The sequence below is a fragment of the Mesobacillus sp. ABV4_180 genome (assembly GCF_056158485.1).
The window spans coordinates 2,248,963-2,273,401 of the sequence record NZ_JBSWTJ010000001.1 but is presented as its reverse complement, the minus strand read 5'-3'; the positions used below and the strand labels follow the sequence as shown (position 1 = coordinate 2,273,401).

Here is a 24,439-nt window from a genome sequence, read left to right as displayed (position 1 = left end):
TGTTTATTATTACTCTTAAAAATAGATTGAAGCGAGGATTTTACCATGAGTTTATTGAATGTAGAAAACTTGAGCCATACTTTTGGGGATCGTACCCTTTTTAAAGATGTTTCCTTCCGCCTGTTGGCTGAAGACCATGTCGGTTTGGTTGGTGCGAACGGTGTCGGCAAATCGACATTGATGAATATCATTACTGGACAACTGATTCACGATTCCGGGAAAGTTGAATGGACACCTGGAGTTGAGTACGGTTATTTGGACCAGCATACAGTCCTTACGCCTGGAAAAACCATCCGTGATGTGTTGCGAGATGCCTTCCTTCCCCTTTTCAAAAAGGAAGAAGAACTAAATGAAGTTACTGGAAAAATGGCTGATGCCTCACCTGAAGAGCTTGAAAAATTGCTCGAACAGATGGCTGAAATACAGGATGCGCTTGATGCTGGCGGTTTTTACTCACTTGATATCGAAGTCGAAGAAGCAGCAAGAGGCCTTGGGCTTGATGCGATCGGAATAGATCGTGATGTATCTGCATTGAGCGGCGGCCAGCGGACTAAGGTTTTGCTGGCAAAGCTATTGCTGGAAAAACCTAAGGTTCTCCTGCTTGATGAACCAACCAACTACCTTGATGTTGAGCATATCCAGTGGCTGACAAGGTACCTTAAAGAATATCCATACGCATTTATTTTGATTTCACATGATACTGAATTCATGAACCAGGTATCAAATGTAATCTTCCAGTTGGAATTTTCAAAGCTTTCTCGATATACAGCTACGTATGAGAAATTCCTTGAATTGGCAGAAATCAACAAAAACCAGCATATCAACGCTTATGAAAAGCAACAGGACTTTATCAAGAAACAAGAGGATTTTATCGCGAAAAATAAGGCTCGATATTCAACAACAGGCCGTGCAAAAAGCCGCCAGAAACAGCTTGACCGTATGGAAAGAATCGATCGCCCTGAAACAGCATTGAAACCAACATTTGATTTCAAGGAATCTAGGGCAAGCAGCCGCTATGTTTTTGAAGGAAAGGATTTCGAGATTGGCTATACTCACCCGCTGCTGCCGAAATTGTCTGTCACGATTGAGCGCGGCGAGAAGATTGCGATTGTCGGAATGAATGGTGTCGGTAAATCAACCCTATTGAAGACTATGCTTGGTAAAATCCCGGCATTAAGCGGGAAAATCGAACGCGGTGACTTCCTCTATCCTTCCTACTTTGAACAGGAAGTAAAAGCTGGGAGCATTACACCGATTGAGGATGTATGGGCAGAGTTCCCAGGTATGGATCAGCATCAGGTCCGTGCAGCCCTGGCCAGGAGCGGCCTTAAAAATGAGCACATTTCCCGCCCGCTTAACCAGTTGAGCGGTGGAGAACAAGCCAAAGTCCGCCTTACCAAACTGCTCATGCACGAAAGCAACTGGCTGCTTTTCGATGAGCCGACAAACCACCTGGATATTACCGCAAAGGCAGAATTGAAGCGTGCATTAAAAGCCTATAAAGGCACAATCGTCCTCGTCAGCCACGAACCAGACTTTTATGAAGACTGGGTAACAAAAGTCTGGAATGTTGAAGACTGGGCTTCAAAATCCAATTAATTTTCTTGAACCTGTTGGCATTAGTCGACAGGTTTTTTTGATTAAATTCGCTGGACTTCCTGTAGCTGGAAAAGTATAAAAATATATTCCTGCAAAATCTCTTAGAACTTATACCTTAAAAGGATTGAATTTTAAATGGTATTTTTATAGAAAGGTATTGAGTTATTCTCGAGTTATTGATAAATTTTATACAGTCCATAAAAAATATTTATAAGGGTGATGGCAAATGAAAAAATTGATTACAGTATTAAGTTTACTTATGATATTAGCTCTTTCAGCATGTTCCGGAAATGGTGAAGATCAGGTGAAAAATGAGTCAAATCCTGAAACGATTAAAATTGGAGCGATCCCTGACCAAAATGCAGCCGACTTAAACAGGAGCATGGAGGATTTTGCAACAGACTTAGAAGAGAAAACGGGGTTCAATGTTGAGTATGTCCCTTCTGTTGATTATTCTGCCCTTGTTACTGCCTTTGAGCGAGGAGAAATCCATCTTGCATGGTTTGGCGGACTTACGGGTGTTCAGGCAAGAAACCTGGTGCCTGAGGCTGAAGCATTTGCCCAGAGACCAATTGATGAGAAATTCAAATCTGTTTTTATCACTAAAAAAGATGCTGGGATTGAAAGTCTTGAAGATTTAAAAGGAAAGTCCTTTACTTTTGGCAGTGAAAGCTCTACTTCTGGTCATCTGATGCCTCGCTACTTCATGATGGAAGCTGGCATTTCCCCGGATAAAGACCTTGATGGAAAGCCAAACTACTCAGGTTCACATGATAAGACGTATAAACTTGTTGAATCCGGAGCTTTCCAGGCAGGAGCATTGAATATTTCTGTATGGGAAGCTGCTGTTAAGGAAGGCAAGGTTGATGAGTCGAAAGTGAAGGTGTTTTACACAACTCCTGAGTATTACGACTATAACTGGACTGTGAACAAGGTAGATGAAAAAACGAAAACCAAATTGAAAGAAGCGATCCTTTCAATGACATCTGCAGACAATGAAATTATGAATTTGTTGCAAACTGATAAATTCATTGAGACGAAGAATGATAATTATGAAGCAATTGAAAAGGTCGCTAAAGAACTTAAGATCATCAAGTAGGTGGAATTCATGACCGAAATAATAAGCTTAAAACAATTAACAAAAATCTACGAGCGGAAGATAGCATTATCTTCCCTTTCTTTTTCTGTGAAAAAAGGTGAACTGATTGCTCTCATTGGTCCGAGCGGTGCTGGAAAAACCACATTGCTGAATTTGTTGGCATCTATAATTACTCCGGATCGGGGAGAAATTCTGATTGATGGACAGCAGCTGGCCTGGATATCAGATCAAAAGAAAAGAGCGAAAAAAATCGGTATCATCCGCCAACAGTTTGATCTTGTTGGTGAGCTTCCAGTCATCCATAATGTCCTTGCGGGACGGCTTTCGGAATGGAGTTTTACAAAGTCCCTCCTATCTTTGCTAATCCCTCAGGATAAGGATTATGCTCTAAAGGCACTTGATCGAGTCGGTTTGAAGGAAAAATTATATGAGCGAACCTCGGCTCTTTCTGGTGGAGAACAACAGCGCGTTGCACTTGCGAGGCTGCTCGTCCAGAGTCCGGAAATCGTTCTTGCCGATGAGCCGGTTGCATCACTAGATCCCGCACGTGCAGAAGATATCCTTGAGCTGCTGGTTAAAATCGCTTCAGATGAAAATCAGACACTCATAGCCAGTTTGCATTCAGTCAATTATGCTAAAAAGTATTTTGATCGGCTGATTGCCCTTAAAAATGGGGAGATCTTCTTTGATCTCCCGGCATCTTCAGTTACAGAAGACCATATCAATAGCTTGTACAGATTAAAGGAGCAAGCTTTAAATGATTAAAAAGCGGTTGAAAATAGAACTCCATAAGCGCAAAATCCTCTCGATGATTCTTTTGCTGGTGTTTTTATTGAGTCTTTTTTCCGTAGAATGGAATTGGGATTTGGTTCATAGCGGAGGGTTTGAAACCGCAAAACAGATTCTGGGAGCATTCATTAAACCAGCTATATCGCCTGACATCCTGCTGCTGGCTATTGAAGCGAGCTGGACCACGCTGTCCTATGCTGCAGCAGGTATGAGTCTGGCCCTTTTGATTGCTTTTTTCTTTGGTATTCTTGGCTCAGGAATATTGACTTCAAATCCAAAATTGAAAGCTCTGGTTAAAGTGTTCTTCAGGGGACAGCTTGGATTCATGAGAGCAATCCATGAACTTGTTTGGGCATGGCTTTTTGTTGCATCGATTGGCCTCTCTCCTTTTGCGGCCATCTTTGCATTGGCGATTCCGTACGGCGGGATCCTCGGACGTATTTTTGCGGATATGCTGGAGGATGTTCCGCAAGAACAAATAAAAGCGCTTGAAGCAGCGGGTTCTGCGAGGCTTCAAACTTTAATGTATGGTTATCTGCCTATGGTCAGAGCAAGCATTATCAGTTATGCGATGTACCGATTTGAGTGTGCAGTCCGGTCATCAGCTATCATGAGCTTTGTCGGAATAGGCGGACTTGGATATCAGATTCAATTGAGCCTTGATGACCTGCATTATAATGAAGTCTGGACATTTGTGTTCTTTTTGATCGTTATGGTCATCCTGATCGATGCCTGGAGCAATCAATTGAGAAAGAGGCTGGTTTAATGAAGGGACTGCGAAAAATAAGAATAAACTTTGTTACTGCCTCTATTTATGCATTACTCATTCTGACCACAGGATCATGGATATCGATTTTCTTGTTTGAAAGGGCAAGTTTGTACGAGCTTTTCACAGAACAGAATCTTTTATTTGCAGCCAAATTTTTTAAAGGACTTTTGGGTGTTGCTGAAGAAAATCCGGCGTTTTTCGATCCTGCAAGCTGGAAAAATGCCTTTTCTCTTACAATTGAAACGTTGATGATGAGTATAATGGCAACTGGTTTTGCAACGATTGCTGCCCTGATCACCGTTGTTCCTGCAGCCAGGAATGTAGCGGACGGATCCATTACCCTGGCAAAAAAGTGGTATGGGTGGTTATCCTTTGGAATTGTGCGTGGAGGCTATATCTTTTCGCGTGCTGTACCAGAGCTTGTCTGGGCCATGATCATTATCTTCATATTCAAACCTGGAATCTTGCCAGGCGCTATTGCGCTTGCACTTCATAACTTCGGTATATTGGGCAAACTTTGTGCTGAGGTAATCGAGGATTTGGATTCCCGGCCGATACGAAATCTAGCTTCTTGTGGAGCTGGCCGAGTACAGATTTTATTGTATGGTGTCCTGCCTGCTGCGCTTCCCCGCTTTTTGACGTATATATTATACCGCTGGGAAGTGATCATGCGGACGACAATTGTGGTAGGTTTTGTTGGCGCAGGAGGTCTTGGCCAGCAATTCAAGTTGAGCATGAGCTTTTTCCATTACACAGACATTACGCTATTGCTGATCCTTTATTTGATCCTTGTCTTCGCAGCTGATTTCATTTCTGAAAAAGCAAGAAGTTTCATTAAATAAATCCGGCCATTATTTTGGCCGGATTTTTGCTTATAATAAATCAATATTGTTCAACCCGTTTTCCAGAAAGTATTTTTCGTAACGAGCTTTAAGCTGGAAAAGCCGATTGATTTTTTCTTCGATTGTTGCATTGATGTTGACTTCACGTTTCAAATCAATCGTCGCAAGCTTATGCGTCAGCTGATCCCAGAAGACATCCTCCTCATATTCGTCGATAATAGACTCTACCGTTTCTTTAAGGCTTTCTGATAGATAGTAATATTCTTCTTCGGTGTCAAAGTAAATCTCTTCACTTGCTTCAAAATCCCTTGCCAGTGAAAAAATATACTGTTCCAGATCCTCTGCTTTGCTCACTAGCTCCTGATCGGCTTCAGTAAGCCCTAGCGGCCAGTTTCCAAGCTGCATCAATTTTACCAGCGTTAAATATTGTTCTTTCGAAAGGTCAATTCTCATATAACCCTCCCCTTTCATATGCTTGTTTCATGTATATGTAAGGGAAGCCTGTGATTTTCCTAATTATCTTTACGATAAAATAAAAACAGCAAGCAGATGTCCAATGGCTTGCTGGAATCTGTAAAGTATTTAGTTGCCAATTTTGATTGCTTCTCCTATAAGCTGAATATCTTTATAAATCTCACGTTTCAATTTTTCATCCTCGCACTGTGAGTACTCATCAAACAAACGACCCAATTCCTTAATAAATAGTAGATGCTCCTCGACTGCAACCATACAGAGACCCCTTTACACAGAAGATGACCAGTGGCAATTGCTGTACAATTCTATTTCTGTTGACCAGAATATTTACCCGCTATTGTTCTTTTGAAACTACCTAGTAAGGACATTATATGATTTTCCTGTCCCATTTATGACAACCCGTTTGTTTAAGTGACTTCTCTTTATGGTAAGTATTAGAGAGAAAGAAATAATTATCACAGGGGGTAAATAAATGTGGATCCATCGACCTTTTTTTAAATATGCGACCGGGACGATATTAGTTCTTATTGTTATTTTCCTTTTTGGCAAAATCGATTATTTTGTCTGGCCGCTGCAAAACTTCATTATGGCTATATTTTTTCCAGTCCTGATTTCAGGGCTTATCTATTATATCTTAAGAAAACCGGTCAGGTGGCTTGAAGGTTTCATGCCAAAAATCGTCAGTATTTTGCTTGTTTTTGCTATTGTTATTGGCTTATTTTCGACCTTTTTCTATTTTGCCGGCTCCCTTGTCGGAGAACAGATCAGCGGCTTGACGGAAAACTTCCCCGGAAAAGTGGATGAAATAACCGAGGAATCAAAAAAGGTCATTAATGAGAATAAGATAGGTTTCATCAACGCAGATCAAATCAAACAAAAAGCTCTGAATTATCTTAGTACGGTGTCACAGAATCTGGGAGAGAATATTATGACGATATTCTCAGTGCTGACAAGTGTGGCGACGGTCCTGGTTGTCGTTCCGTTCCTCGTGTTCTTCTTTTTAAAGGACGAAGAAAAACTCCGGCCGTATATGATCAAACTAATTCCTAATGAACATGAACAAGAAGGCAACAAAATCCTTAAGGATATCGACCGAACCCTCTTCACCTATGTAACCGGTCAATTCATTATTGCGATTGTGGATGGAATACTAATGTATATTGGTTACAAAATTATTGGACTAGACTATGCACTTATTCTTGCAATCTTCACAATGTTTTTGACAGTCGTTCCATTTCTCGGGCCGATTATTGGTGTAATACCGGCATTGTTTGTTGCACTCGCTACAAGTCCGATGATGATGTTCAAGGTGCTGATCGTCCTTGTCATTGTACAGCAGCTTGAAGGAAATCTTGTCACTCCTCAGGTTATGGGGAAAAAACTCAATATCCATCCTATTACAGTAATCCTGCTCCTGATTGCTGCAGGTTCATTATATGGTTTCATCGGGATTCTCATCGCCATTCCGTTTTATTCTGTAGTAAAAATCATTGTTAAGGATGTTTGGAAATTTTATAAGCTGCGTGAGAAAAGAAATATCATAAATCCTGAAACATGATCACAAGACGGCCAGCATTTTTTGCAGCCGTCTTTTTTTTAGGCTTTTATCGAAAAGGTTTATTGCATTCAAAGAAAAATGATTTTACGGCATACTCCTTTTGGCAAAATTGAATAAAAATTCCTTATTTAGGACATTCTATTTGCGATTTGAAAGATAGGAGGATATGCCAATGAAAAGATTCAGCATACAGCTGCTATTTCTGGTTATGACCGTCCTTATGTTCACTGGATGCGGTACTTATACAGATGAAGGAGCGCAAATTAATACTGTAAATGATAATGGGGTACGGATACAAAATGTTCATGAGGAGCAGCGGTTCAACTCCTATGAGCAAACCTACCGGATGCGAGTAGACGAGGATGCCGAGAAGCAAGTGGAGATGCTAAAGGATGTCCAGGAGGCCACAGTCATTACTGTCCAAAGAAAAGCCTATGCTGCTGTTGTTCTAGTGAATAGGAACACAAATGTTGTTCCTGAAGAAGTCAAAAATAAAATCTCTGAGCAAATCAAATCGACTGATGGTGAAATTTCCGAAGTATATATATCAGCAAATGCTGACTTTGTTGTCAGTATGAAAGACTATAGTGAACAGCTTAAAAACGGACGGCCTATCGTTGGACTGACTGAGGATTTTAATGATGTGGTTGAAAAAGTCTTTCCAGGTTCTCGTTAAGAGTAGTAACTTTTTGAGAGTTAAAATATAATCTGCTAACAGTAAAGGACATCGATAAAATGATCGGTGTCCTTTAACTCTTTTATTAGGAAGGCAATCGGGACTTTCCTTCCCTTTTCATGATCTCATCATCAATCATTTTATCGAGTCGCATAATGCTTTGTCTCGCCCGCTCATTGTCAATTTTTCTGTAATGGTGGTTTCCGCCCTCTTCTTCGTCTTTTTCATCTGCCCATTTCACTACTTGCTGAAGCGGTGTCCGGACAATATCATTCGAAGGCAAAAAGGAGTCAGTGTGGAAAAGGATAGCAAGTGAAGTGGCTTTCGCCTGTACGGGGTTTTCACCTAGCCGGATCAGAAGTTTATGTGCTCGTTCTGCTCCTTTTATTGGATGGATATCGTTCTTCCTGTAAAGCTCGTAATCCCATTTGCCGTTGCGATACCAGGTAAAATGTCCAATATCATGAAGAAAGCCAGCTTTGGCTGCTATATCCACGTCCACTTCATGCTCTTTTGCAAGATGGAAAGCATGGTAGGCTACAGCGATTGCATGGGCCATGCCGGATCGTTTCAAGTATTTCTGGGCAATATGGTGTTCAAAAAGATCCAAAATAGTTACATCCCTCATTTCTTTACCTCCTAAGCTGTTGTGAAATGATATTTTTATGATGGTAACAGAATTTGTCCAAAATTGCACTTGATTTACTCTTTTCTAGATTCTCCTGTAAAAACATACAATATTATATAAAAAGAAACTGGCAAAGGATTGGACAATTCCATTCCTTTGCCAGCGTTACTTAGCTCCAATTTTTCAGTTTTGTGCGTATATCCTCTATTATTTTTATGAGGAAGGTCTTCTCCCCTTTGGCTCCTTTTTGCTTATTCCATTCGTTAAAGCTGGCGACGCTGATCAGAATCGATCCGGCGACTAACAAATATCCCCACCAAGGAAGGTTACCCCAGAATGGCCGGGTCTGCATGACTACATTTAGAAGCAATACGCCTGCACCGACAAAGAAATAGGCTTTTAATCGCAGCCACATTCCTGCCAGCATGGAAATCAGCGAAAGTGAACCGAGGATCAAGGCATCATAGACTGTATTGCTGGCCTGGCCATCCTGTATGAGGATAAGCGAGACGATAATCAATACACCCCATTGGATATATCCTGTGAACCTATCCCATTTTCCTTTAGAAATGTACCTTAAAAAGACTACAAGAGCAACGAATGGAAGGACAAATAATTCCCTTTTCCATAACGCTGGGATCTCGAACTGTTCGACACCAGCATAATAAGGGACAAGCAGGTAGGCCCCTGAGATAAAGGAAAGCATTGTTACTCCATTACCATGAACCCTTCCTCTCTGCAGCCATAAGCCTGCAGAGAGTAGCAGCCCATGGATTATTTGTGCCCAGTATGTTTCGGCATTCAACGTTGCAATTGAAACAAAGAATAGAAATGCTACGATTGTAAAAGAATCCAGGCCTCTTATTCCAGATGCTCCGCCTTTTTCCCAAAGGTTCGGATAAATACGAATTCCAATGATGGTAAGCACGATCCCGAATCCGGCAAGAATGGCAATGTCCCATTGTGCTTCAAGTTGAGCCTGGTAAATGAATTGGATTGTGCCGTAAAATACCATCAATAAAGGAACAAGTGAAAGTAAGTCCCATTTTATTCTGTGAAGCAAAATTAAAATGGCGGCTGCGTAGGCAATAGTAATTCCAAAGTGAATCCAACTATACGGGTAAACTCCCAGAAAGCTCGCAACCCCTAAAAGTGAAAATGGTACAAGGTAATACAATGATCTTTGCTTAAAGACAGCAGGTACCATAAACCAGGTTGCGGCAATCAAAATGCTTGCTGTCAGGAATGCGTAGTGTCCGAAATCCTCGCCAGTAAAAAGAGTGATCCCAGTTTTAACTGCTAAGAATAACGTGGTGAAAGCTGCATATAATAAGAATTTTACTTTCCATTCCTGTTTGACGAAGAAAATTGCAGCAGCATAAATACCTGTTGCAATGAGATAGCTCCACATGGCTTCATCCCGGTACATCATAAAGTTTAGCGCCATAATGGGAGAAAGATAGATATGTGCTAACCAGGCAAAACTTTCTGAGAGCTTTCTCTCCCTTTTGAAAAGCAATGCAGCTGCAACCAGTAACAGCCATCCTCCTCCCGGCATTATGATCGTTTCTGCAGTTGTAATGAAATTAAGGACCTCTTCATTAATTGAATCTACCGTGATGATATACCACGCAAGGCTGATGGCTCCGGTCAAATATGAAATCAGTGGCACCTTAGTCGTCTTATAAAGTAGGACTGACATCATGATTCCGCCAAGCCAAATGAAAGATTCTCCATAAATATTTGCAATCGGCATGGTAAATGTGAATAACAGAGCTGCGGCGTAAAGACCATGCGCAGTGAAAAATGCGGTTTTGAAAAGTGGATCTTTATTCAACTTCCTTAAGGTGAAAGCAATACCTAAGAGAAGATAGCCTGCGATTGCAAAATTTCCAGGAACTCCTAACAGAGTGTTATATAGGATTGACTGCGATCGGACCCATTCCCCAAAAGAAGCAGCTGCCAAACCAACCGAGAGAGCTGCTCCCCATTGAGCAATTAATGGAATCAGCGGCCTGGTGTCAATTCTTGTCATGATATAAAATGCGGAGCCTGTCAACGCCAACATCAGAGCCAGCTCCCACCAGTCCATCATCGCAAAAGCAACTAGAACCATCAAAAGCATGATCGCCATTCCGACATCGCGGGAGCCTGTTCTGATTACCTGAAGATATTTGGATTTGAGCTTCCAGCCTATTAGAATGAATAACACAACGCCAATGAAATAAATTGGCAAGGATAAGTTCTCGAACCCAATCCAGTTTCTTAACTTCTGGACAACTTCTAGCATTGCTGAGGCAAGAAAAAAAGGACTCAGGTAGCGGAAGATGATATTTTTATTTGTATTTGCCAAATAGATGAAGTTCACAGAAATCATCAAATATGCTGCGAACAAAATAAATGATGGAGTCTCCGAACGCAACAGCATTCCTTCGGCAGTGATGTATAGAAAGGCAAGACCCGATACGGCTGCGCTTGTGACCTGAAATGCTTTCTTTAAACCGTATTGGTCTTCTATGAACCTTGGAACCAGCAAAAAGACAAATCCAATTAGTGCATAACCGATAACACTGGCATCAGTATAAATCCAATTATCCAGTATTTGATAAGCGCCATATACGAACATTGCGCTGAACACGAAATGATATTCTTTCCGCCCGTTGACGAAAATCATCGAAAGATAAACTACAGCTGTTAAAATCATATTGAAGCCGTTAAAAACGTGATTTTCATAAAAGAAAAGCATCAATAAAGTAGAAAGCACCAAGTTTGCTTGCGAATAGACAACAAGTTCTTTTGTGAATAGCGGAACATCGCCCTTCTTCTTCAGATGATGGCATGCAGCGATGAGCAGCGTATTAAAGACAATCAATCCAAGGTAAAAGCCGTCTGTTTCAAGTCCTATGGCCCTTAGGAAATAGGACGCGCTTATCGTAGACGAAATATAGGTAAACCATACAAATAACCTGGAAGATAATCTTTTGGCTAATAATGAATAAATCGGTATCAAAATAGAACTGCTGAATGCTCCTAAAATAAAACGGCCCTCACCATAAAATGATAAATATGGACCCAGCAATTCAAACCAACCGAGCGATAATGTGAAGATTGGCAGGAACAAACTTCCCAAGACAATAAATGCAAATGCTGTTTTTTCGATTTTCAAAACACGGTAACTTATATAAGCAATGCCATAAAACAAAGCTGAGACAAGTGCAATCGAACCTGCTTTCATCAAGGGGGTCATCGTCTCCCAATTGCTTGTTGCCACAAAAAGACCGCCAATCAACAGCATGATCACACCGATATTCAGTGACCAGGAAATATTCCGTTCACGGATTTCTTCTGCGGTTTTCTTTGGTCGAACCTTAACGGGACGAGGTTTCGGTTGTGATACAACTGCTTTTTCTCCTACACCATGAATACCCTGAACTGCCATTGAATCTGGCATTTCTTCGTTTGGTTTAATGCCTGCGGGTGGTTCTGTTTTTCTTATTTTGTTTGCTTTTTCATTTTCACGCTCTTCCTTCGCCAACAAATCGAGGAAGTAAGCATTATGAGCTTCAGTTACATTTTCATATTGTTCGGATGTGACATAACCTAATTCTTTCAGATTGTAGAGCTCATTGCGAAAGATCCTTCGCCTTTCTTCTTTAGGAGTAAAACCCATTTTTATCCCCCTGTCCCGATTTAATCCATTTTTATCGTTTAGTGTAATTTTACACCTTTTATAAAATAATTCAATATTAATGTTATTAAACTCAAAAGCGATTTTTCGACAAATTTCTATTCCCAGACTGAAAATACACCTTTATAATAAGGTAGATTATTATGGATGACAGTGTATGAAAGAAACCAATTATAGAAGAATGAGGTTTGCAGAATGGCTGATTTTTTTTTGGTTAATGTTTTTGGGCTTTATGGGGACAACAGCAATTTGGTTTTTGATTAAGGGTAAATACAAAAATAATGTGACAAGGCTTGATTTCGTCATTTCGATTATCACCTGGTTTGGCTTATTTGGCTATGTCACAGAATTGGAGTTGCTTACACCACTACTGTGGAAGATCGTCTTTGTTTTTGGGCTCCTTTGGGATGTGTTGTTTACGATTTTCTTCTCTGAACGGTTTGCGGGGGATTTTGGACTGGAGGAAGATGAACCGTCAATGCCTCTCGCAGCTAAGTTGAGCGGATTGATTTTTATTGCGCCTTTATACTATGGAATCTTCCAATATGCATTTTAAAAAACGGCGGAAGCCGTTTTTTTATTGATCCAATTTTGTTATATTAAAATAATCACCTTATTTTCTAGTATAATATCGGGGTTTTTAGGGACAGAACTGATACTTTTCAAGTTATTTTCCACTCGAATTAGTACCAGATCCTATGAGTTTTTATTAGTGTATTTTCCAGAAAGACAATTAGGTCTATTGGACTAAAAAGGTTAAGTTTTGGGGTTTGTATACACTAAAAAACGCCGACCGAAGGCCAGCGTCATTTCTAAAATTCTATTCAAGCGGATACCTGTAAGCTTTAACCACGATCCCATCCTCAGCGGGTATAAAGTCTAATTCTGGTATCCGTTCAAAACCCATTTTTTCATATAAGCTCATTGCCTTCTTCATAAACTCACCTGTGTGCAAACCGATAAATGGTGCATTCTTCCTTTTAGAGCTTGCGATACATTCATTGATTAAGGCAGATGCCACACCTTTGTTCCGGGCTTTTGGAAGCACGGTGAGCATTCTTATTTCTGGATAATCAACTATCTTTGCAACTCCATTGTAAGCATCCATCTTAGCGGGAAACAATGCTACACTTCCAATGATTTCCCCTGCGGTTTCAGCAACCAGGATCTCTACCCCGATGTTTTCATCAGCCTTCGATAAAATCGCATTTTTCAATGCATACCAATGGTCCTTCGGTATATAACTGGCATGTTCTTCATAGGCCGAAACCCTTTGTTCTCTGATTAATGAGTGCTCTTCAGGTAAAGCTGCACGAATTAACAATAATGCTCACCTCTTCTTTCCATATCAATAATTAATGATAACTAAAATGGAAGACATTAGCCTTAGATTTTTTAGAAAAAATGAAAATATTTAGTAATAAATATTTTAGCAGTATTAAAAAAAACCAGCAGTGAGACTGCTGGTTAACATCTATAGAGGCATCAATGCCACTGTATCTTTTCTCTTAAGGTTTTCAACCATCTGAATCCATTTTTCTGGTTTCTTTTCCAGAACGGAGTAATAGGTTGTAAGAAAGTCTGCGATTAAAGCTGCCGGGAGTTCAAGTGTATTCTCGTCTGTTGGCATGAAGCATAAATCGAGTCCTTCTACAGCTTCCCCGTCATTTTCCCATGATGGATGGACGTATTCAAGGTTCAGGCTCTTATAGCCTAGGTGTGATAATACTTCGCGCCTTACAAATGGGTCCATTGTTTTTACGCCGCCAAAATCATGGTCTGTCTTACGGTATGGGTCATAGATTTCAGCGAACATTCCGAATAACTCGGCCCCATTTTGTCCTGCAAGTTCCTGCAGGTCTTCCATTCTCATATTGGCTAAAAATCGCCCGAGACTTAGTCCAGGTTTCCCGACAATCGTGAAATCGGTCATTGCGATGTTCCAGTCTGGATAGTAGCGGTATTCGGTAACTCCAACTACTTCATCTTCATGTACAGCAACAAAAACCCGGATACCCGGATCTTCGAGTGGTTCTTTCCAGAGGCCGAACTCTAATACTTCCTCTGGAGGAAAAACTTCCTTCATTAGATTATGGAGCTTAGTGAAAAGTGGATCTTCAATGCTATTAACACGAATATATTCCATAAAGTATGCTCCTTTTCGAGTTAGATTTTTTCAGTTTCTTCCCAGTCTGGATAAAGGTCCGTACGTCGGTCGCGCCATGTAGTGACTGAACCACGCTCTCTCACTTCGTATAATAGCTCAAGGTCGAGGTCTGCTGTCACGACCATGTCGTCATTGAGTTCCCCTTCTACCTGAAGGCCTCTAGGAGGGAATGGGATATCATTAGGAGTTATGACTGCAGCCTGGCCGAAGTTTGCCCGCATGAAATCGACTGTAGGCAGAGCACCAACTGTACCTGTCAAAACTACATATACCTGGTTCTCGATTGCGCGTGCATGGCTTGTGTATCGAACGCGATGGAAACCATGGCGGTCATCAGTGCACGATGGGACAAAAATGACATCTGCCCCTTTTGCTTTTGCCATTCTGACTATTTCGGGAAACTCAATATCATAGCAAGTCAAAAGAGCGATCGTGCCCTTTTCTGTATCAAATACCCTGAAATCCTCACCAGCACTCATATTCCATTCATTTACTTCAGTTGGGGTGATATGAAGTTTTGCCTGTTCGACAATCCTTCCGTCTGGATAAAACATGTGTGCTACATTATATAGTTTGCCTTCTCTTGAAATGACATGAGTTCCGCCAATGATATGCATGCCTGTTTCCAGTGCGAAATTCTGGAACAGATTTAAGTACTGTTCTGTAAAACCAGGGAGTTCATTAATGGAAAGCCTCGTACCCTGCTCGCTGCCTATTGAAAGCAATTGAGTTGTGAAAAACTCAGGAAACAACACAAATTCCGATCCATATTCCTGAGCAGTTTTTACATAATGCTCACACTGCTGAGCAAACTCTTCAAACGACCTAATCGTGTGAAGGTGGTATTGGACTGCTGATACTCTCATTTTCATCCATCATTCCCCCTGTATCTATAAAAATGTCATCTTGAATTCAAATCTTCGGAAATACGAAAATTATTATAAAGCATTTTACTTTTTATAGATATATTTTTATGAAAAATAGGCGTGGATTTTTTAGTTGATGGCAAAAGTAAATAATTTATATTCTCTTTAGTGACACTCACTTTAAAATTCTTGTTCCTTTCATCAGTTATTTAGAATATAATCTAATTAGATTTTAATCTAATTAGATTATTGTGTGGAGGTTTCTATGTTACAAACAATGAAGGAAGAATTGTCTTATAGGAAATTGTTCTTTGCAGGGATCATCAATGGAATTGGTGACCGTTTCAGCCAAGTTGCCCTTTTGGCTTTAATCCTGCAAATGACTGGTTCAGGACTCTCGGTTGGGATTACTATGGCGCTTCGGATGATTCCCTTTCTACTTTTCAGCCCTTTGAGCAGCAGCTTTGCAAGAAAAATAGGCAGAAAAAAGATTATGATTATTACAGACCTTTCAAGAGCGGTCATTGCGTTATCTTTTCTGGCAATCAACAGCCCTGATGATATGTGGATTGTCTATGCCGGTTCATTTCTGCTTGCATCGGGAGAAGCAATATACTCACCAGTACGGAAATCCAGCATTCCTGCCATCGTTTCATCTAAGTCCTTAAAGCAAGTCAATGCATGGGAACAGGTATTAATCGGATTTGTATTGGTGATCGGAGCACTAAGCGGAGGTATTGTTTCCTATTTCCTTGGGGCAAAAGCAGCATTTTTGCTTAATATTGCTTCCTTCCTTGCTGCTGGTTGGATTCTATCTACAATTCCTTCCCTTGAAGGAAATGAAAAATCCGTGGACAGAGAATCACAAAATCCGGTTACGAACAGGGAGCTATTGTCTGTTATTTCAGCTTCTTCCTTCTTGTTGATGTTAATGCTGTTCGAGCTTGTGATTCCCTTAATTAATGGCATTGAAAATGTTCTGTTAAGTGTATATGCAGTGCAGACTTTCGCTAAAGCCGATTTGGGGGTCGGTGTCTTCTACAGTGCCCTTGGCTTGGGTTTGATAGCTAGCCCCCTGGTAACAAAGGTGATTAATAGGAGGTTTTTATTATTTTCTTTCCTCTGTATCATCGGTGAAGGCTTGTTTTTGGCAACAATCAGCCAAATTAATATGTTTTGGTTAGCTGCTGTATTATTTGGCATGACAGCTGTTTTCAGTGGAATTGGCAACACGCTGCTTGACACGGTTGCCATGGAAACAATCCCCTCGAAATGGCATGGAATGTATTTCGGCCTGTCAACTATGGTTTCAAACACCTTTATCGGGATCTCTATGTTCATGACGGGTGTAGCCTTGGAATGGTTCAATCCTAGATTGGTAGGCTTGTTCGGAGGTATGATGTACATTATGGCTGGGTCAATTTTCCTGCTCTGGTCTTTAAGAATTAAACTTTCCAAAGAGAGAGCTAAATTGTTCGAGAAAGCAATGTGAAAAAAGAACGAGGGGTGCCTCGTTCTTTTTTGCAGATGGATAAAGCTCCTCTTGTTCACGAATTATCTATAAAATTGCATCCGGTAAAGAAAATATCATATTGCTAGCAGATGATATCAACGTGTTATCGAATTCTATCAATAATTGTTGTTCCCTGTCGATTGGCTGGTAATAAAGGTGTGAATATGTTTACCAATTTGTCGTATGGTCGATTTTCCTTTTTCAGTGTCTTGAAGACCGTCAATCAATACAGCAGCATATGCTCTTTTTTTGCCAAAGCTTATGACCCCGCAATCGTGCTCGACACCCGGCAACTCACCGGTTTTATTGCCGATCGTCAGCTGTGGTTCATTCATAGAATAAGCAGGCAGCTTATCTTTGAATTGCTGGTGAAGGAGAAATGAGTGGAAGATTTCTCTGGAATGTTGATTCAAAGATCCCCCTTCGATACCTTCCTTCAGGCAGACTGCAATATCTGCTGCACATGTGAAATTATCAAGGCCGGATTGTCTGGCCTGGAAATCCAGCATTCTGCGCTGCAAGATAGTGTTTTCCATACCTAAGCTGGAAATACTGGCATTGATTCCTTCTATTCCGATTTTGTCGATCAATAGATTAGTAGCACTATTATCTGAAACAACAATCATAAGGGCAAGAAGGTCGTGTATGGAGTGATTTTTGCCTGACAATACCTGAAGCACGCCAGTGTCGCCAATTCTGGTATCATCCCCTATGGTTACTAATTCGCTTTGCATTAAGGTTCCTTTTTCAATCAGCCTGAGAGCTTCGTATAGTATGGGGAGTTTTATTAAACTTGCAGACTGGTAAACATTCCTGCTGTTGAACTCAATAACTTGTCCATCAATTTCCAAAAACAAACTCGCCCGGCCACTGCACCCGACGAGTTCTTCAGATAATCTGTCTTTTAGTTTTTCTATGTTCAAATTTAGTCAGTCCTTATTTGATATTAACAAGCATCTCGTTTTTATCTTTGCTGGTTAATTGGTCATCATATAAATGGCAAGCGACAAAGTGGTCTTTATCGATTTCCTGCCACATCGGTTTTATTTGAGCGCAAACTTCCATTGCGTGCTGGCATCTTGTCCTGAAGACACAGCCGCTCGGCGGATCCATCGGGCTTGGCAGCTCCCCTTCCAGGATAATGCGCTCTCTTTTATCTTCTACATCAGGGTCCGGGATCGGGATTGCAGAAAGCAAAGCCTGTGTATATGGATGAAGGGGCTTTTTGTATAACTGGTTGCTTGCTGTCAGTTCAACGATATGGCCAAGATACATGACACCGATCCTGTTGCTGATCTGTTTTACCATAGATAGGTCATGGGCAATGAACAGATAGGTCAATCCATTTTCTTCTTGCAGTCTTTTAAGCAGATTTACGACCTGGGCCTGAACAGATACGTCCAGAGCAGAAATCGGCTCATCAGCGATAATGAAATCAGGGTCAAGTGCAAGTGCTCTGGCAATTCCAATCCGTTGCCTCTGTCCTCCACTGAATTCATGAGGATATCGATTTGCGTGGTCACGGTTCAGCCCTACATCCTCCAAAAGCTGATAAATCCGTTCCAGCCGTTCTTTCTTATCAGGATACAGTCCATGGACTTCCATGGGCTCAGAAATGATATCCTTTACTGTTGAGCGTGGGTTTAGTGAAGCATATGGATCCTGGAATATCATCTGCATCTGTTTATGGAACTGAAATCTTTCTTTTTCGGACAAGGAGTGAACATCCTTTCCGTTAAAGATGACCTCTCCGTCTGTACGGTCATAAAGGCCAATCATCGTCCTCCCGGCTGTTGATTTTCCACAGCCAGATTCTCCAACAAGCCCGAATGTCTCGCCTTTAAAAATATCGAAAGAAATGCCATCCACCGCTTTAAGGATTTCATTCTTTCCCATAAAAAAATGTTTTTTAAGATTATTAACTCTCAGTAAAACTTCTTTTTCCATTGTTATTCCTCCGAATCAATCCAGTAGCGTCTTGCTGCACAGAGTTCTTTTTCGTAAACTGTCCCTTCAAGTGCAATGATTTCAATATTCTTTCCTGTATTTGGCGAATGGAGCAGCTTGCCGTCGCCGTAATAAATCCCAACATGATGAATTCGTCCTTTTCCTTCTTCATAAGCGAAGAAGAGTAAATCACCTGGCTGAATAGACGTTAGCTGAACTTTCTCACCCGCAGCAGCCTGTTCATGTGCATCCCTTGGAATGATGTAGCCGCTTGCCTTGCACATATTGTAACTAAAACCTGAACAGTCATAGCCATAACTGCTCATGCCTCCCCATAGATACGGCAGGCCAAGGAATTGTTCTCCTGCAGCTACGATTGACTCACCATTCTTTTTAGGAACTTCCTTTTCTGAAGGAAAGATTACGACATCTTCAGCTCTTAGAATTCCAATCCCTGTCGGTGTTTTGACGCGGATTCGGTCGACTATATCCTCAATTACCGGAAGCATTGTCTGGTAGCTGATTTCCATCAGCTTCTCTTCTTTTTCAGAAAATAGCAAAGTTTTTTTAGCTGTTACGACAGCAACTTCCCCCTGCTTTGTATACCAATCTGTTTGTTGGATCAGCTGTGCCTTAGGAATCCAGCCAGGGTAACCACGCTGGTCTTTTCCGGACGGCTGGTCAGGAACAACTACATGTGCCCAGTCATCCACTTCATCGATTATGAGCACTTCCTGTCCAAATAGAATCTGGGATTGAACAAGATTGTCATCACATAATTTGAGTCTTGGCTCATATGTCAGCTTTTCAAGCCAACTGTCCAAATTAATTGTGCCAGATATAGCGTCTTTATCGATCTCCCTTGCGGATTCAGGTGAAGTCCATAAAGTTGCCACAGGAACATTGATCAACCAGATATTATTGCTTTCCATTAGGTACTCCTCCTTCTAAAAGAACATCTTCTATTCCGAGTCCAGGCTGATCCGGTAATGTAATTTTCCTTCTATTATACCTTATTCCGCCTGTGATGGATTCCGTCGCCAGCATCAGCGGTGCATCGAAATCAAAACGGGTGATGTTTTTCTTGCTTGCGGCGAAATGAGCTGCAGCGGTTATGCCAAGACGAGTTTCGATCATACTGCCGACCATGCACTCAATACCGGATGTTTCAGCCATTTGATTGATAATTTGTGCCTGATAAATACCGCCTGATTTCATAAGTTTAATATTGATCAGGTCTGCGCTTCTTCTTTTGATTACTTCAAAAGCCTGCTTGGGAGAAAATACACTTTCGTCAGCCATGATCAATGTTTCTACCGAATCAGTAACCTGTTTTAAACCATTCAAATCCTCCGCTTTTACGGGCTGCTCAACGAGTTCGATATCCAGGCCAAGATCCTCCATTTTACGGATCGCCAGGATTGCATCCTTTGGTTTCCAGCCCTGATTGGCGTCAAGGCGGATTTTAATATCCTTGCCAATGCGGCTGCGGATTTCCTTGATCCTTGCAATATCAGCAGATATCTCACCGATGCCTACCTTTACTTTAAGGACATTAAAACCGCTGCTAACATAAGCAGCAGCGTCATCGCCCATCTCTTCAGGGCTGTTGACACTGACGGTAAAATCGGTTTCAATTTCGTTCCTGAAGCCACCGAGGAACTGATAGAGCGGGAGTTTGCAATTTTGGGAGATACAGTCGTATAAAGCCATATCCACAGCTGCCTTCGCGCTCGAATTGTTAACCAGGATGCTTTTAATTCCCTGGAAGATAGCTTCATAGTTCAAAAGATTTTTCCTTAATAAGTACGGGGTGATTACTTCATTGATTGCTCCTTCGATGCTAGCCATGCTGTCACCGGTGATGACAAGCGTGGGAGGTGCTTCCCCCCAGCCTGAGATCCCATTGTCACAGGTGATCTTTACGAAAACTGCCTCAGCCACAGTAACTGTGCGAAGTGCTGTTTTGAATGGCTTTGTCAAAGGGACAGCAGTACGGAAGGTCTCGACTTTTTCGATGATCATATCTCTATCTCCTTCGTTTCTATTTAATTCCACTCTCGATAAAAAGGGTTTTATCCTGGGTATTCATTCTTGCTTCAGTTCCGAATGGCACTGCGATATGCGGGGAGCAATGCCCCATTTTGAATCCTTTTAGAGCAGGCCTGTCAGCAAGCTTGATGTAGTGGTCCAGTACTTCTTTAAGAGTTAGTGACAACTCTCTTTCTGGTACACAATTATTGAAATCGCCAACAAGGATTCCGGCCGCTTCCTGCAGCTTGCCGGCCATGTATAGTTGGTTAAGCATCCGGTCAACTGCACGCGGTTCTTCGTTTATGTCTTCGATCAGGAGTATTTTTCCTTTTGTATTGATCTCGAATTGCGTCCCCATCGAGCTCGAAAGAAGTGATAGGTTTCCACCTGCCAATGGCCCTTCAGCTGTTCCGGGAACCATTTCTTCTATTGGGGAAAGTGAATAATTGAGGTCTGTAGGTGAAAATAATTGAAGGAAAGTGTCCTTGGAAATCTGGTTGGCCCCTTCTTTGCCAATATCTGAAGCAAGCATCGGACCGTGAAAGGTTACAAGTCCCGTCTGCTGCCTTATAGACGTGTGCAGAAAAGTAATATCGCTGTATCCCCAGAAAACCTTTGGATGATTCTTGATCATTTCATAGTCAATTGCTGATGCAATGCGAGCCGTACCGTAACCTCCGCCAGCGCAAATAATCCCTTTTACTTCGTCATCAAGGAACATCTCATGTAAATCTGTCAATCTCTCTTCATCATTGCCGGCAAGATAACCATATTCCGCATATAATGATTTTCCTAATTTATACTGCAGCCCTAATTCCTCAATGAATTGTAGCCCGCGTTTAAGATTTTCTTTATTTGGAGGACTTGCTGGCGCAATAACAGCAACCGTATCCCCTTTTTTCAGTCTCTCAGGCTTGATTGTCATGGTGAAGCCGGCTCCTTTCTGGACATTACTAATATTTCAAAAGTGTTGAAATTGAGTTAATGATCGTAGATCACTATAAGAATATGTATTATGTATATTTTTAAAGAGTATGTACTAGTAAAAAAGAGGTGTTCCAAGATGAACACCTCTTTCTTAGAAAATAAAGGTCAATTATTACTTCTTGTCTGCCCACTTCAGCTCAAGATATCCAACTGGATGGCGGACAACTCCTGAAACTGCTTCGTTCTGCAGGTATACCTGGTTGTAGAAATGTACTGTGAAGATTGGTGCTTCTTCGAATAAAAGTTTCTCAGCTTGATACATTAATTCGAATCGCTTAGCTTCGTCTGATTCGTTCTTCGCTTGTTTGATCAGCTCATCGTACTTTGGATTCCCCCATCCAGTACGGTTCATAGAATGTCCAGTCTGGAAGTTTTCAAGGAAGTTGATTGGATCTGCGTAGTCAGCAAGGAAAGAACTGCGCGAAAGCTGGTGCTTTAGAGCTTTCTGTTCCTCTGCGAATACGTTCCATTCCATGTTCGCCAGCATGACTTCTACACCAAGGTTTTCCTTGAACATTTGCTGCAATGCTTCAGCGATTTTTTTGTGAGTATCATCTGTGCTATACGTTAAAGTGATTTCAGGAAGCTTTGTGTAGCCTTCCTCTTCCATACCTTTTTTCAATAATGATTTAGCTTCTTCAACATCTGTCTTGTTAAATTCGCCGTTTGCTTCGCGGAAGTCTTTACCAGAAGGATCCTGGAAACCAGGAGAAACAAATCCGTATGCAGCTTTTTCCTGATTCTTTGTTACAAAGTCAACGATCTTCTGCTGGTCAACAGCAAGAGCGAAAGCTTTACGGATATTGACATTCTGGAACGGTTCCTTTGTAACGTTGAAGCGGTAGAAATAATCCCCAGCCTGGTCTTCAACTTTTACCTTTCCATCCTTGAACAACTTATCAGCCAATTCGGAAGGAACGTCAGAGACATCAAGATCGCCAGCCTGGAACATTTGGTACTCAGTGTTTGTGTCATCAACAATTGCCCACTCTACTTTATCAAGCTTTACATTTTTAGCATCCCAATATTGATCGTTCTTTTCCATGACAAACTTTGTGTCATGTTCCCAGCTTGCCAGGTTGAAAGGACCATTGCCAACGAATGATTCAGCTTCTGCGAACCACTCCGGATTTTCCTTTGCAACTTTTTCATTGATTGGGAAGAATGCCGGATTGGCAATGACACTCAAGAAGTAAGCCTGAGGGCTAGTCAAAGTAACTTCGAAAGTCTTGTCGTCGACTGCTTTTACTTTTACGTTATCTGCAGAACCTTTACCACTGTTGAATTCTTCGCCGCCTTCAATAAAATAGCCAAGGAAAGCTGCAGCAGAACCTGTGGCAGGGTCCAATAGACGCTTCCATGCGAAAACGAAATCATTTGCCGTTAAGTCATCACCATTTGACCATTTTGCATCTTCACGGATGTGGAATGTGTACGTTTTGCCATCTTCAGATACTTCCCACTTTTCAGCTGTTGCTTCTTCTGGCTGGTGTTCAGCATTCAGGCGTGTAAGACCTTCCATCAAATTGTTCAAAGCGCTCCAAGATGCAGAGTCGAAACCGATTGGCGGGTCGAAAGAAGTTGGCTCCTGGCCGTTGTTAAGGTATAGAACCTTTTCTCCGCCTTTTTCTTTTTCCCCATTGTCTTTTCCGTCTGTTTCTTTGCCAGCGTTGTCATTTGCGGTACAAGCCGCCAATGTGAACACAAGCATTGCTGCCATCAGCATTGTCAAAAATTTCTTCACTCTGTTTCCCCCTTATGTTGAATTGATTTTTATATCAAAAAGGCAAAGCCTGATTGAACACTATTTGCTTGCGAGCAGCTTTTGGGCTCTTTCGTCCTGAAGCCAGCAGTCGACTCCATGACTTTTTGAGAGCCTGCTTTGGGCAGGGTATACCCTGTCACAAACCTCCATCGCGTATGGGCAACGAGCTGTGAAAGGACAGCCAGCCGGTGGTGAGAATAAGTCCGGAGGTGTACCGCCGATTGGAATCAGGTCGGCACCATCTACATCCAATCGTGGAACTGAGTTCAACAGCCCCTTCGTGTAGGGATGCTGGGGATTGTAGAAGATCTCTCTCCTGTTCCCTGTCTCGACAACCTTTCCGGCATACATGACCGCTATTCGGTCAGCGACCTGGGCAACAACCCCTAAGTCATGAGTGATAAGGATAATGGAAACTCCTGTTTTTTTCTGGATATCCCGGAACAGTTCAAGAATTTGAGCCTGAATCGTGACGTCCAGCGCGGTGGTTGGTTCATCTGCAATCAATACTTCCGGCTGGCAGACCAATGCCATCGCAATGACAATTCTCTGTCTCATCCCGCCGCTGAATTGGTGCGGATATTGTTTTAATCTTACATGCGGACTTGGGATCCCTACCAGATCAAGCATCTCGATCGCAACTTTTTTTGCCTGTTCTTTTGACACCTTCATGTGCTGCAGGATACCTTCTGTCAGCTGGTCGCCAATCGTCAGGGTTGGATTCAATGCGGTCATCGGATCCTGGAAGATCATGGAGATATCGGAACCGCGAATTTTTCTCATTTCCTGATCCTTTAACTTTGTCAGGTCCTTGCCTTTAAAAAGAATCGATCCTCCATCGAATTTACCAGGCGGTTCCGGAATCAATCTCATGATGCTTTGGGATGTCACGCTTTTTCCGCATCCGGATTCACCTACAATCGCAAGAGTTTCTCCTTTATGTAAATCAAAAGTTACACCGCGTACCGCTTTTACTTCACCGCCATATGTCTTGAATGAAACATGAAGGTCTTTTACTTCAAGTACTTTTTCCATGAT

At 41.7% G+C, this 24,439-nt stretch carries 23 protein-coding genes; 9 read left to right on the top strand and 14 right to left on the bottom strand.

The window, feature by feature from the left end; translation table 11 throughout:
* Positions 1–45 precede the first annotated feature (45 nt).
* The 5 genes from ACXAEA_RS11620 (at position 46) to ACXAEA_RS11600 (ending at position 5,098) form a co-directional block, all read left to right on the top strand.
* Positions 46–1,599 carry an ABC-F family ATP-binding cassette domain-containing protein gene (locus ACXAEA_RS11620; protein ID WP_475096039.1) on the top strand — a complete coding sequence of 518 codons (1,554 nt, stop codon included), beginning with the start codon at positions 46–48 and terminating at the stop codon, positions 1,597–1,599.
* Between the two features lie 226 nt (positions 1,600–1,825).
* A complete protein-coding gene (locus ACXAEA_RS11615) occupies positions 1,826–2,698 on the top strand; it encodes a putative selenate ABC transporter substrate-binding protein (protein WP_475096038.1) in 873 nt (290 codons plus the stop codon).
* A gap of 9 nt (positions 2,699–2,707) precedes the next feature.
* A complete protein-coding gene (locus ACXAEA_RS11610) occupies positions 2,708–3,463 on the top strand; it encodes a phosphonate ABC transporter ATP-binding protein (protein WP_475096037.1) in 756 nt (251 codons plus the stop codon).
* On the top strand, positions 3,456–4,253 hold the full coding sequence (locus ACXAEA_RS11605; protein WP_475096036.1) for a PhnE/PtxC family ABC transporter permease: 798 nt from the start codon (positions 3,456–3,458) through the stop codon (positions 4,251–4,253). Before ACXAEA_RS11610 ends, ACXAEA_RS11605 begins: the two co-directional genes overlap by 8 nt.
* The gene (locus ACXAEA_RS11600) at positions 4,253–5,098 is read left to right on the top strand and encodes a PhnE/PtxC family ABC transporter permease (RefSeq protein ID WP_475096035.1); all 846 of its coding nucleotides are present in this window, start codon (positions 4,253–4,255) and stop codon (positions 5,096–5,098) included. Before ACXAEA_RS11605 ends, ACXAEA_RS11600 begins: the two co-directional genes overlap by 1 nt.
* Positions 5,099–5,128: 30 nt before the next feature.
* On the opposite strand, the gene ACXAEA_RS11595 is transcribed toward ACXAEA_RS11600, so the two are convergent.
* Positions 5,129–5,551, bottom strand: a complete 423-nt coding sequence (locus tag ACXAEA_RS11595; protein WP_475096034.1) for a hypothetical protein — start codon at positions 5,549–5,551, stop codon at positions 5,129–5,131.
* Between the two features lie 129 nt (positions 5,552–5,680).
* Positions 5,681–5,827: a hypothetical protein gene (locus tag ACXAEA_RS11590; RefSeq protein ID WP_475096033.1), complete on the bottom strand. Its 147-nt coding sequence runs from the start codon at positions 5,825–5,827 to the stop codon at positions 5,681–5,683.
* Between the two features lie 217 nt (positions 5,828–6,044).
* Here ACXAEA_RS11590 and ACXAEA_RS11585 point away from each other — a divergent pair, with 217 nt between their 5' ends.
* Together ACXAEA_RS11585 and ACXAEA_RS11580 are read left to right on the top strand one after the other, a co-directional pair.
* Positions 6,045–7,130 (top strand): AI-2E family transporter, encoded by a 1,086-nt coding sequence (locus tag ACXAEA_RS11585; RefSeq protein ID WP_475096032.1) that lies wholly within the window; start codon positions 6,045–6,047, stop codon positions 7,128–7,130.
* Between the two features lie 172 nt (positions 7,131–7,302).
* Positions 7,303–7,806, top strand: a complete 504-nt coding sequence (locus ACXAEA_RS11580; protein WP_475096031.1) for a YhcN/YlaJ family sporulation lipoprotein — start codon at positions 7,303–7,305, stop codon at positions 7,804–7,806.
* A gap of 85 nt (positions 7,807–7,891) precedes the next feature.
* Here ACXAEA_RS11580 and ACXAEA_RS11575 read toward each other — a convergent pair whose 3' ends face one another.
* Both ACXAEA_RS11575 and ACXAEA_RS11570 read right to left on the bottom strand, forming a co-directional pair.
* On the bottom strand, positions 7,892–8,434 hold the full coding sequence (locus tag ACXAEA_RS11575; protein ID WP_475096030.1) for an HD domain-containing protein: 543 nt from the start codon (positions 8,432–8,434) through the stop codon (positions 7,892–7,894).
* A gap of 169 nt (positions 8,435–8,603) precedes the next feature.
* On the bottom strand, positions 8,604–12,104 hold the full coding sequence (locus ACXAEA_RS11570; RefSeq protein WP_475096029.1) for a hypothetical protein: 3,501 nt from the start codon (positions 12,102–12,104) through the stop codon (positions 8,604–8,606).
* A 175-nt stretch (positions 12,105–12,279) separates the two neighbouring features.
* Here ACXAEA_RS11570 and ACXAEA_RS11565 point away from each other — a divergent pair, with 175 nt between their 5' ends.
* Entirely contained in the window at positions 12,280–12,678 is a 399-nt protein-coding gene (locus tag ACXAEA_RS11565; RefSeq protein ID WP_475096028.1) for a hypothetical protein, read from the top strand.
* 264 nt (positions 12,679–12,942) lie between these two features.
* Here the strand turns inward: ACXAEA_RS11565 and ACXAEA_RS11560 are convergent, their stop codons facing one another.
* From ACXAEA_RS11560 to ACXAEA_RS11550, 3 genes are all read right to left on the bottom strand, one after another.
* On the bottom strand, positions 12,943–13,446 hold the full coding sequence (locus ACXAEA_RS11560) for a GNAT family N-acetyltransferase (RefSeq protein ID WP_475096027.1): 504 nt from the start codon (positions 13,444–13,446) through the stop codon (positions 12,943–12,945).
* Between the two features lie 150 nt (positions 13,447–13,596).
* Positions 13,597–14,268, bottom strand: coding sequence for a GNAT family N-acetyltransferase (locus ACXAEA_RS11555; protein ID WP_475096026.1), 672 nt, complete (start codon positions 14,266–14,268; stop codon positions 13,597–13,599).
* A 20-nt stretch (positions 14,269–14,288) separates the two neighbouring features.
* Positions 14,289–15,161 (bottom strand): carbon-nitrogen hydrolase family protein, encoded by an 873-nt coding sequence (locus ACXAEA_RS11550; protein ID WP_475096025.1) that lies wholly within the window; start codon positions 15,159–15,161, stop codon positions 14,289–14,291.
* Between the two features lie 259 nt (positions 15,162–15,420).
* On the opposite strand from ACXAEA_RS11550, the gene ACXAEA_RS11545 reads away from it, so the two are divergent.
* Positions 15,421–16,647 (top strand): MFS transporter, encoded by a 1,227-nt coding sequence (locus ACXAEA_RS11545; RefSeq protein ID WP_475096024.1) that lies wholly within the window; start codon positions 15,421–15,423, stop codon positions 16,645–16,647.
* Positions 16,648–16,784: 137 nt separating this feature from the next.
* Here the strand turns inward: ACXAEA_RS11545 and ACXAEA_RS11540 are convergent, their stop codons facing one another.
* From ACXAEA_RS11540 to ACXAEA_RS11510, 7 genes are all read right to left on the bottom strand, one after another.
* A complete protein-coding gene (locus ACXAEA_RS11540; protein WP_475096023.1) occupies positions 16,785–17,591 on the bottom strand; it encodes a serine hydrolase in 807 nt (268 codons plus the stop codon).
* Positions 17,592–17,604: 13 nt separating this feature from the next.
* Positions 17,605–18,615 (bottom strand): ABC transporter ATP-binding protein, encoded by a 1,011-nt coding sequence (locus ACXAEA_RS11535; RefSeq protein WP_475096022.1) that lies wholly within the window; start codon positions 18,613–18,615, stop codon positions 17,605–17,607.
* 2 nt (positions 18,616–18,617) lie between these two features.
* Positions 18,618–19,547, bottom strand: a complete 930-nt coding sequence (locus ACXAEA_RS11530) for a C40 family peptidase (RefSeq protein WP_475096021.1) — start codon at positions 19,545–19,547, stop codon at positions 18,618–18,620.
* A complete protein-coding gene (locus tag ACXAEA_RS11525) occupies positions 19,534–20,640 on the bottom strand; it encodes a mandelate racemase/muconate lactonizing enzyme family protein (RefSeq protein WP_475096020.1) in 1,107 nt (368 codons plus the stop codon). The genes ACXAEA_RS11530 and ACXAEA_RS11525 overlap by 14 nt, the downstream gene beginning before the upstream one ends.
* A gap of 19 nt (positions 20,641–20,659) precedes the next feature.
* On the bottom strand, positions 20,660–21,574 hold the full coding sequence (locus ACXAEA_RS11520) for a S66 peptidase family protein (protein WP_475096019.1): 915 nt from the start codon (positions 21,572–21,574) through the stop codon (positions 20,660–20,662).
* A 174-nt stretch (positions 21,575–21,748) separates the two neighbouring features.
* A complete protein-coding gene (locus tag ACXAEA_RS11515; protein ID WP_475098122.1) occupies positions 21,749–23,362 on the bottom strand; it encodes a peptide ABC transporter substrate-binding protein in 1,614 nt (537 codons plus the stop codon).
* A 78-nt stretch (positions 23,363–23,440) separates the two neighbouring features.
* Entirely contained in the window at positions 23,441–24,436 is a 996-nt protein-coding gene (locus tag ACXAEA_RS11510) for an ABC transporter ATP-binding protein (RefSeq protein WP_475096018.1), read from the bottom strand.
* Positions 24,437–24,439: the final 3 nt, after the last annotated feature.

Coding starts and splice junctions, on each gene's coding strand:
- ACXAEA_RS11525 (WP_475096020.1), bottom strand. CDS start 20,640: ATGATCATCGAAAAAGTCGAGACCTTCCGTACTGCTGTCCCTTTGACA.
- ACXAEA_RS11605 (WP_475096036.1), top strand. CDS start 3,456: ATGATTAAAAAGCGGTTGAAAATAGAACTCCATAAGCGCAAAATCCTC.
- ACXAEA_RS11550 (WP_475096025.1), bottom strand. CDS start 15,161: ATGAAAATGAGAGTATCAGCAGTCCAATACCACCTTCACACGATTAGG.
- ACXAEA_RS11530 (WP_475096021.1), bottom strand. CDS start 19,547: ATGGAAAGCAATAATATCTGGTTGATCAATGTTCCTGTGGCAACTTTA.
- ACXAEA_RS11510 (WP_475096018.1), bottom strand. CDS start 24,436: ATGGAAAAAGTACTTGAAGTAAAAGACCTTCATGTTTCATTCAAGACA.
- ACXAEA_RS11570 (WP_475096029.1), bottom strand. CDS start 12,104: ATGGGTTTTACTCCTAAAGAAGAAAGGCGAAGGATCTTTCGCAATGAG.
- ACXAEA_RS11610 (WP_475096037.1), top strand. CDS start 2,708: ATGACCGAAATAATAAGCTTAAAACAATTAACAAAAATCTACGAGCGG.
- ACXAEA_RS11565 (WP_475096028.1), top strand. CDS start 12,280: ATGAAAGAAACCAATTATAGAAGAATGAGGTTTGCAGAATGGCTGATT.
- ACXAEA_RS11535 (WP_475096022.1), bottom strand. CDS start 18,615: ATGGAAAAAGAAGTTTTACTGAGAGTTAATAATCTTAAAAAACATTTT.
- ACXAEA_RS11515 (WP_475098122.1), bottom strand. CDS start 23,362: ATGCTGATGGCAGCAATGCTTGTGTTCACATTGGCGGCTTGTACCGCA.
- ACXAEA_RS11585 (WP_475096032.1), top strand. CDS start 6,045: ATGTGGATCCATCGACCTTTTTTTAAATATGCGACCGGGACGATATTA.
- ACXAEA_RS11555 (WP_475096026.1), bottom strand. CDS start 14,268: ATGGAATATATTCGTGTTAATAGCATTGAAGATCCACTTTTCACTAAG.
- ACXAEA_RS11590 (WP_475096033.1), bottom strand. CDS start 5,827: ATGGTTGCAGTCGAGGAGCATCTACTATTTATTAAGGAATTGGGTCGT.
- ACXAEA_RS11615 (WP_475096038.1), top strand. CDS start 1,826: ATGAAAAAATTGATTACAGTATTAAGTTTACTTATGATATTAGCTCTT.
- ACXAEA_RS11595 (WP_475096034.1), bottom strand. CDS start 5,551: ATGAGAATTGACCTTTCGAAAGAACAATATTTAACGCTGGTAAAATTG.
- ACXAEA_RS11575 (WP_475096030.1), bottom strand. CDS start 8,434: ATGAGGGATGTAACTATTTTGGATCTTTTTGAACACCATATTGCCCAG.
- ACXAEA_RS11620 (WP_475096039.1), top strand. CDS start 46: ATGAGTTTATTGAATGTAGAAAACTTGAGCCATACTTTTGGGGATCGT.
- ACXAEA_RS11580 (WP_475096031.1), top strand. CDS start 7,303: ATGAAAAGATTCAGCATACAGCTGCTATTTCTGGTTATGACCGTCCTT.
- ACXAEA_RS11520 (WP_475096019.1), bottom strand. CDS start 21,574: ATGACAATCAAGCCTGAGAGACTGAAAAAAGGGGATACGGTTGCTGTT.
- ACXAEA_RS11600 (WP_475096035.1), top strand. CDS start 4,253: ATGAAGGGACTGCGAAAAATAAGAATAAACTTTGTTACTGCCTCTATT.
- ACXAEA_RS11545 (WP_475096024.1), top strand. CDS start 15,421: ATGTTACAAACAATGAAGGAAGAATTGTCTTATAGGAAATTGTTCTTT.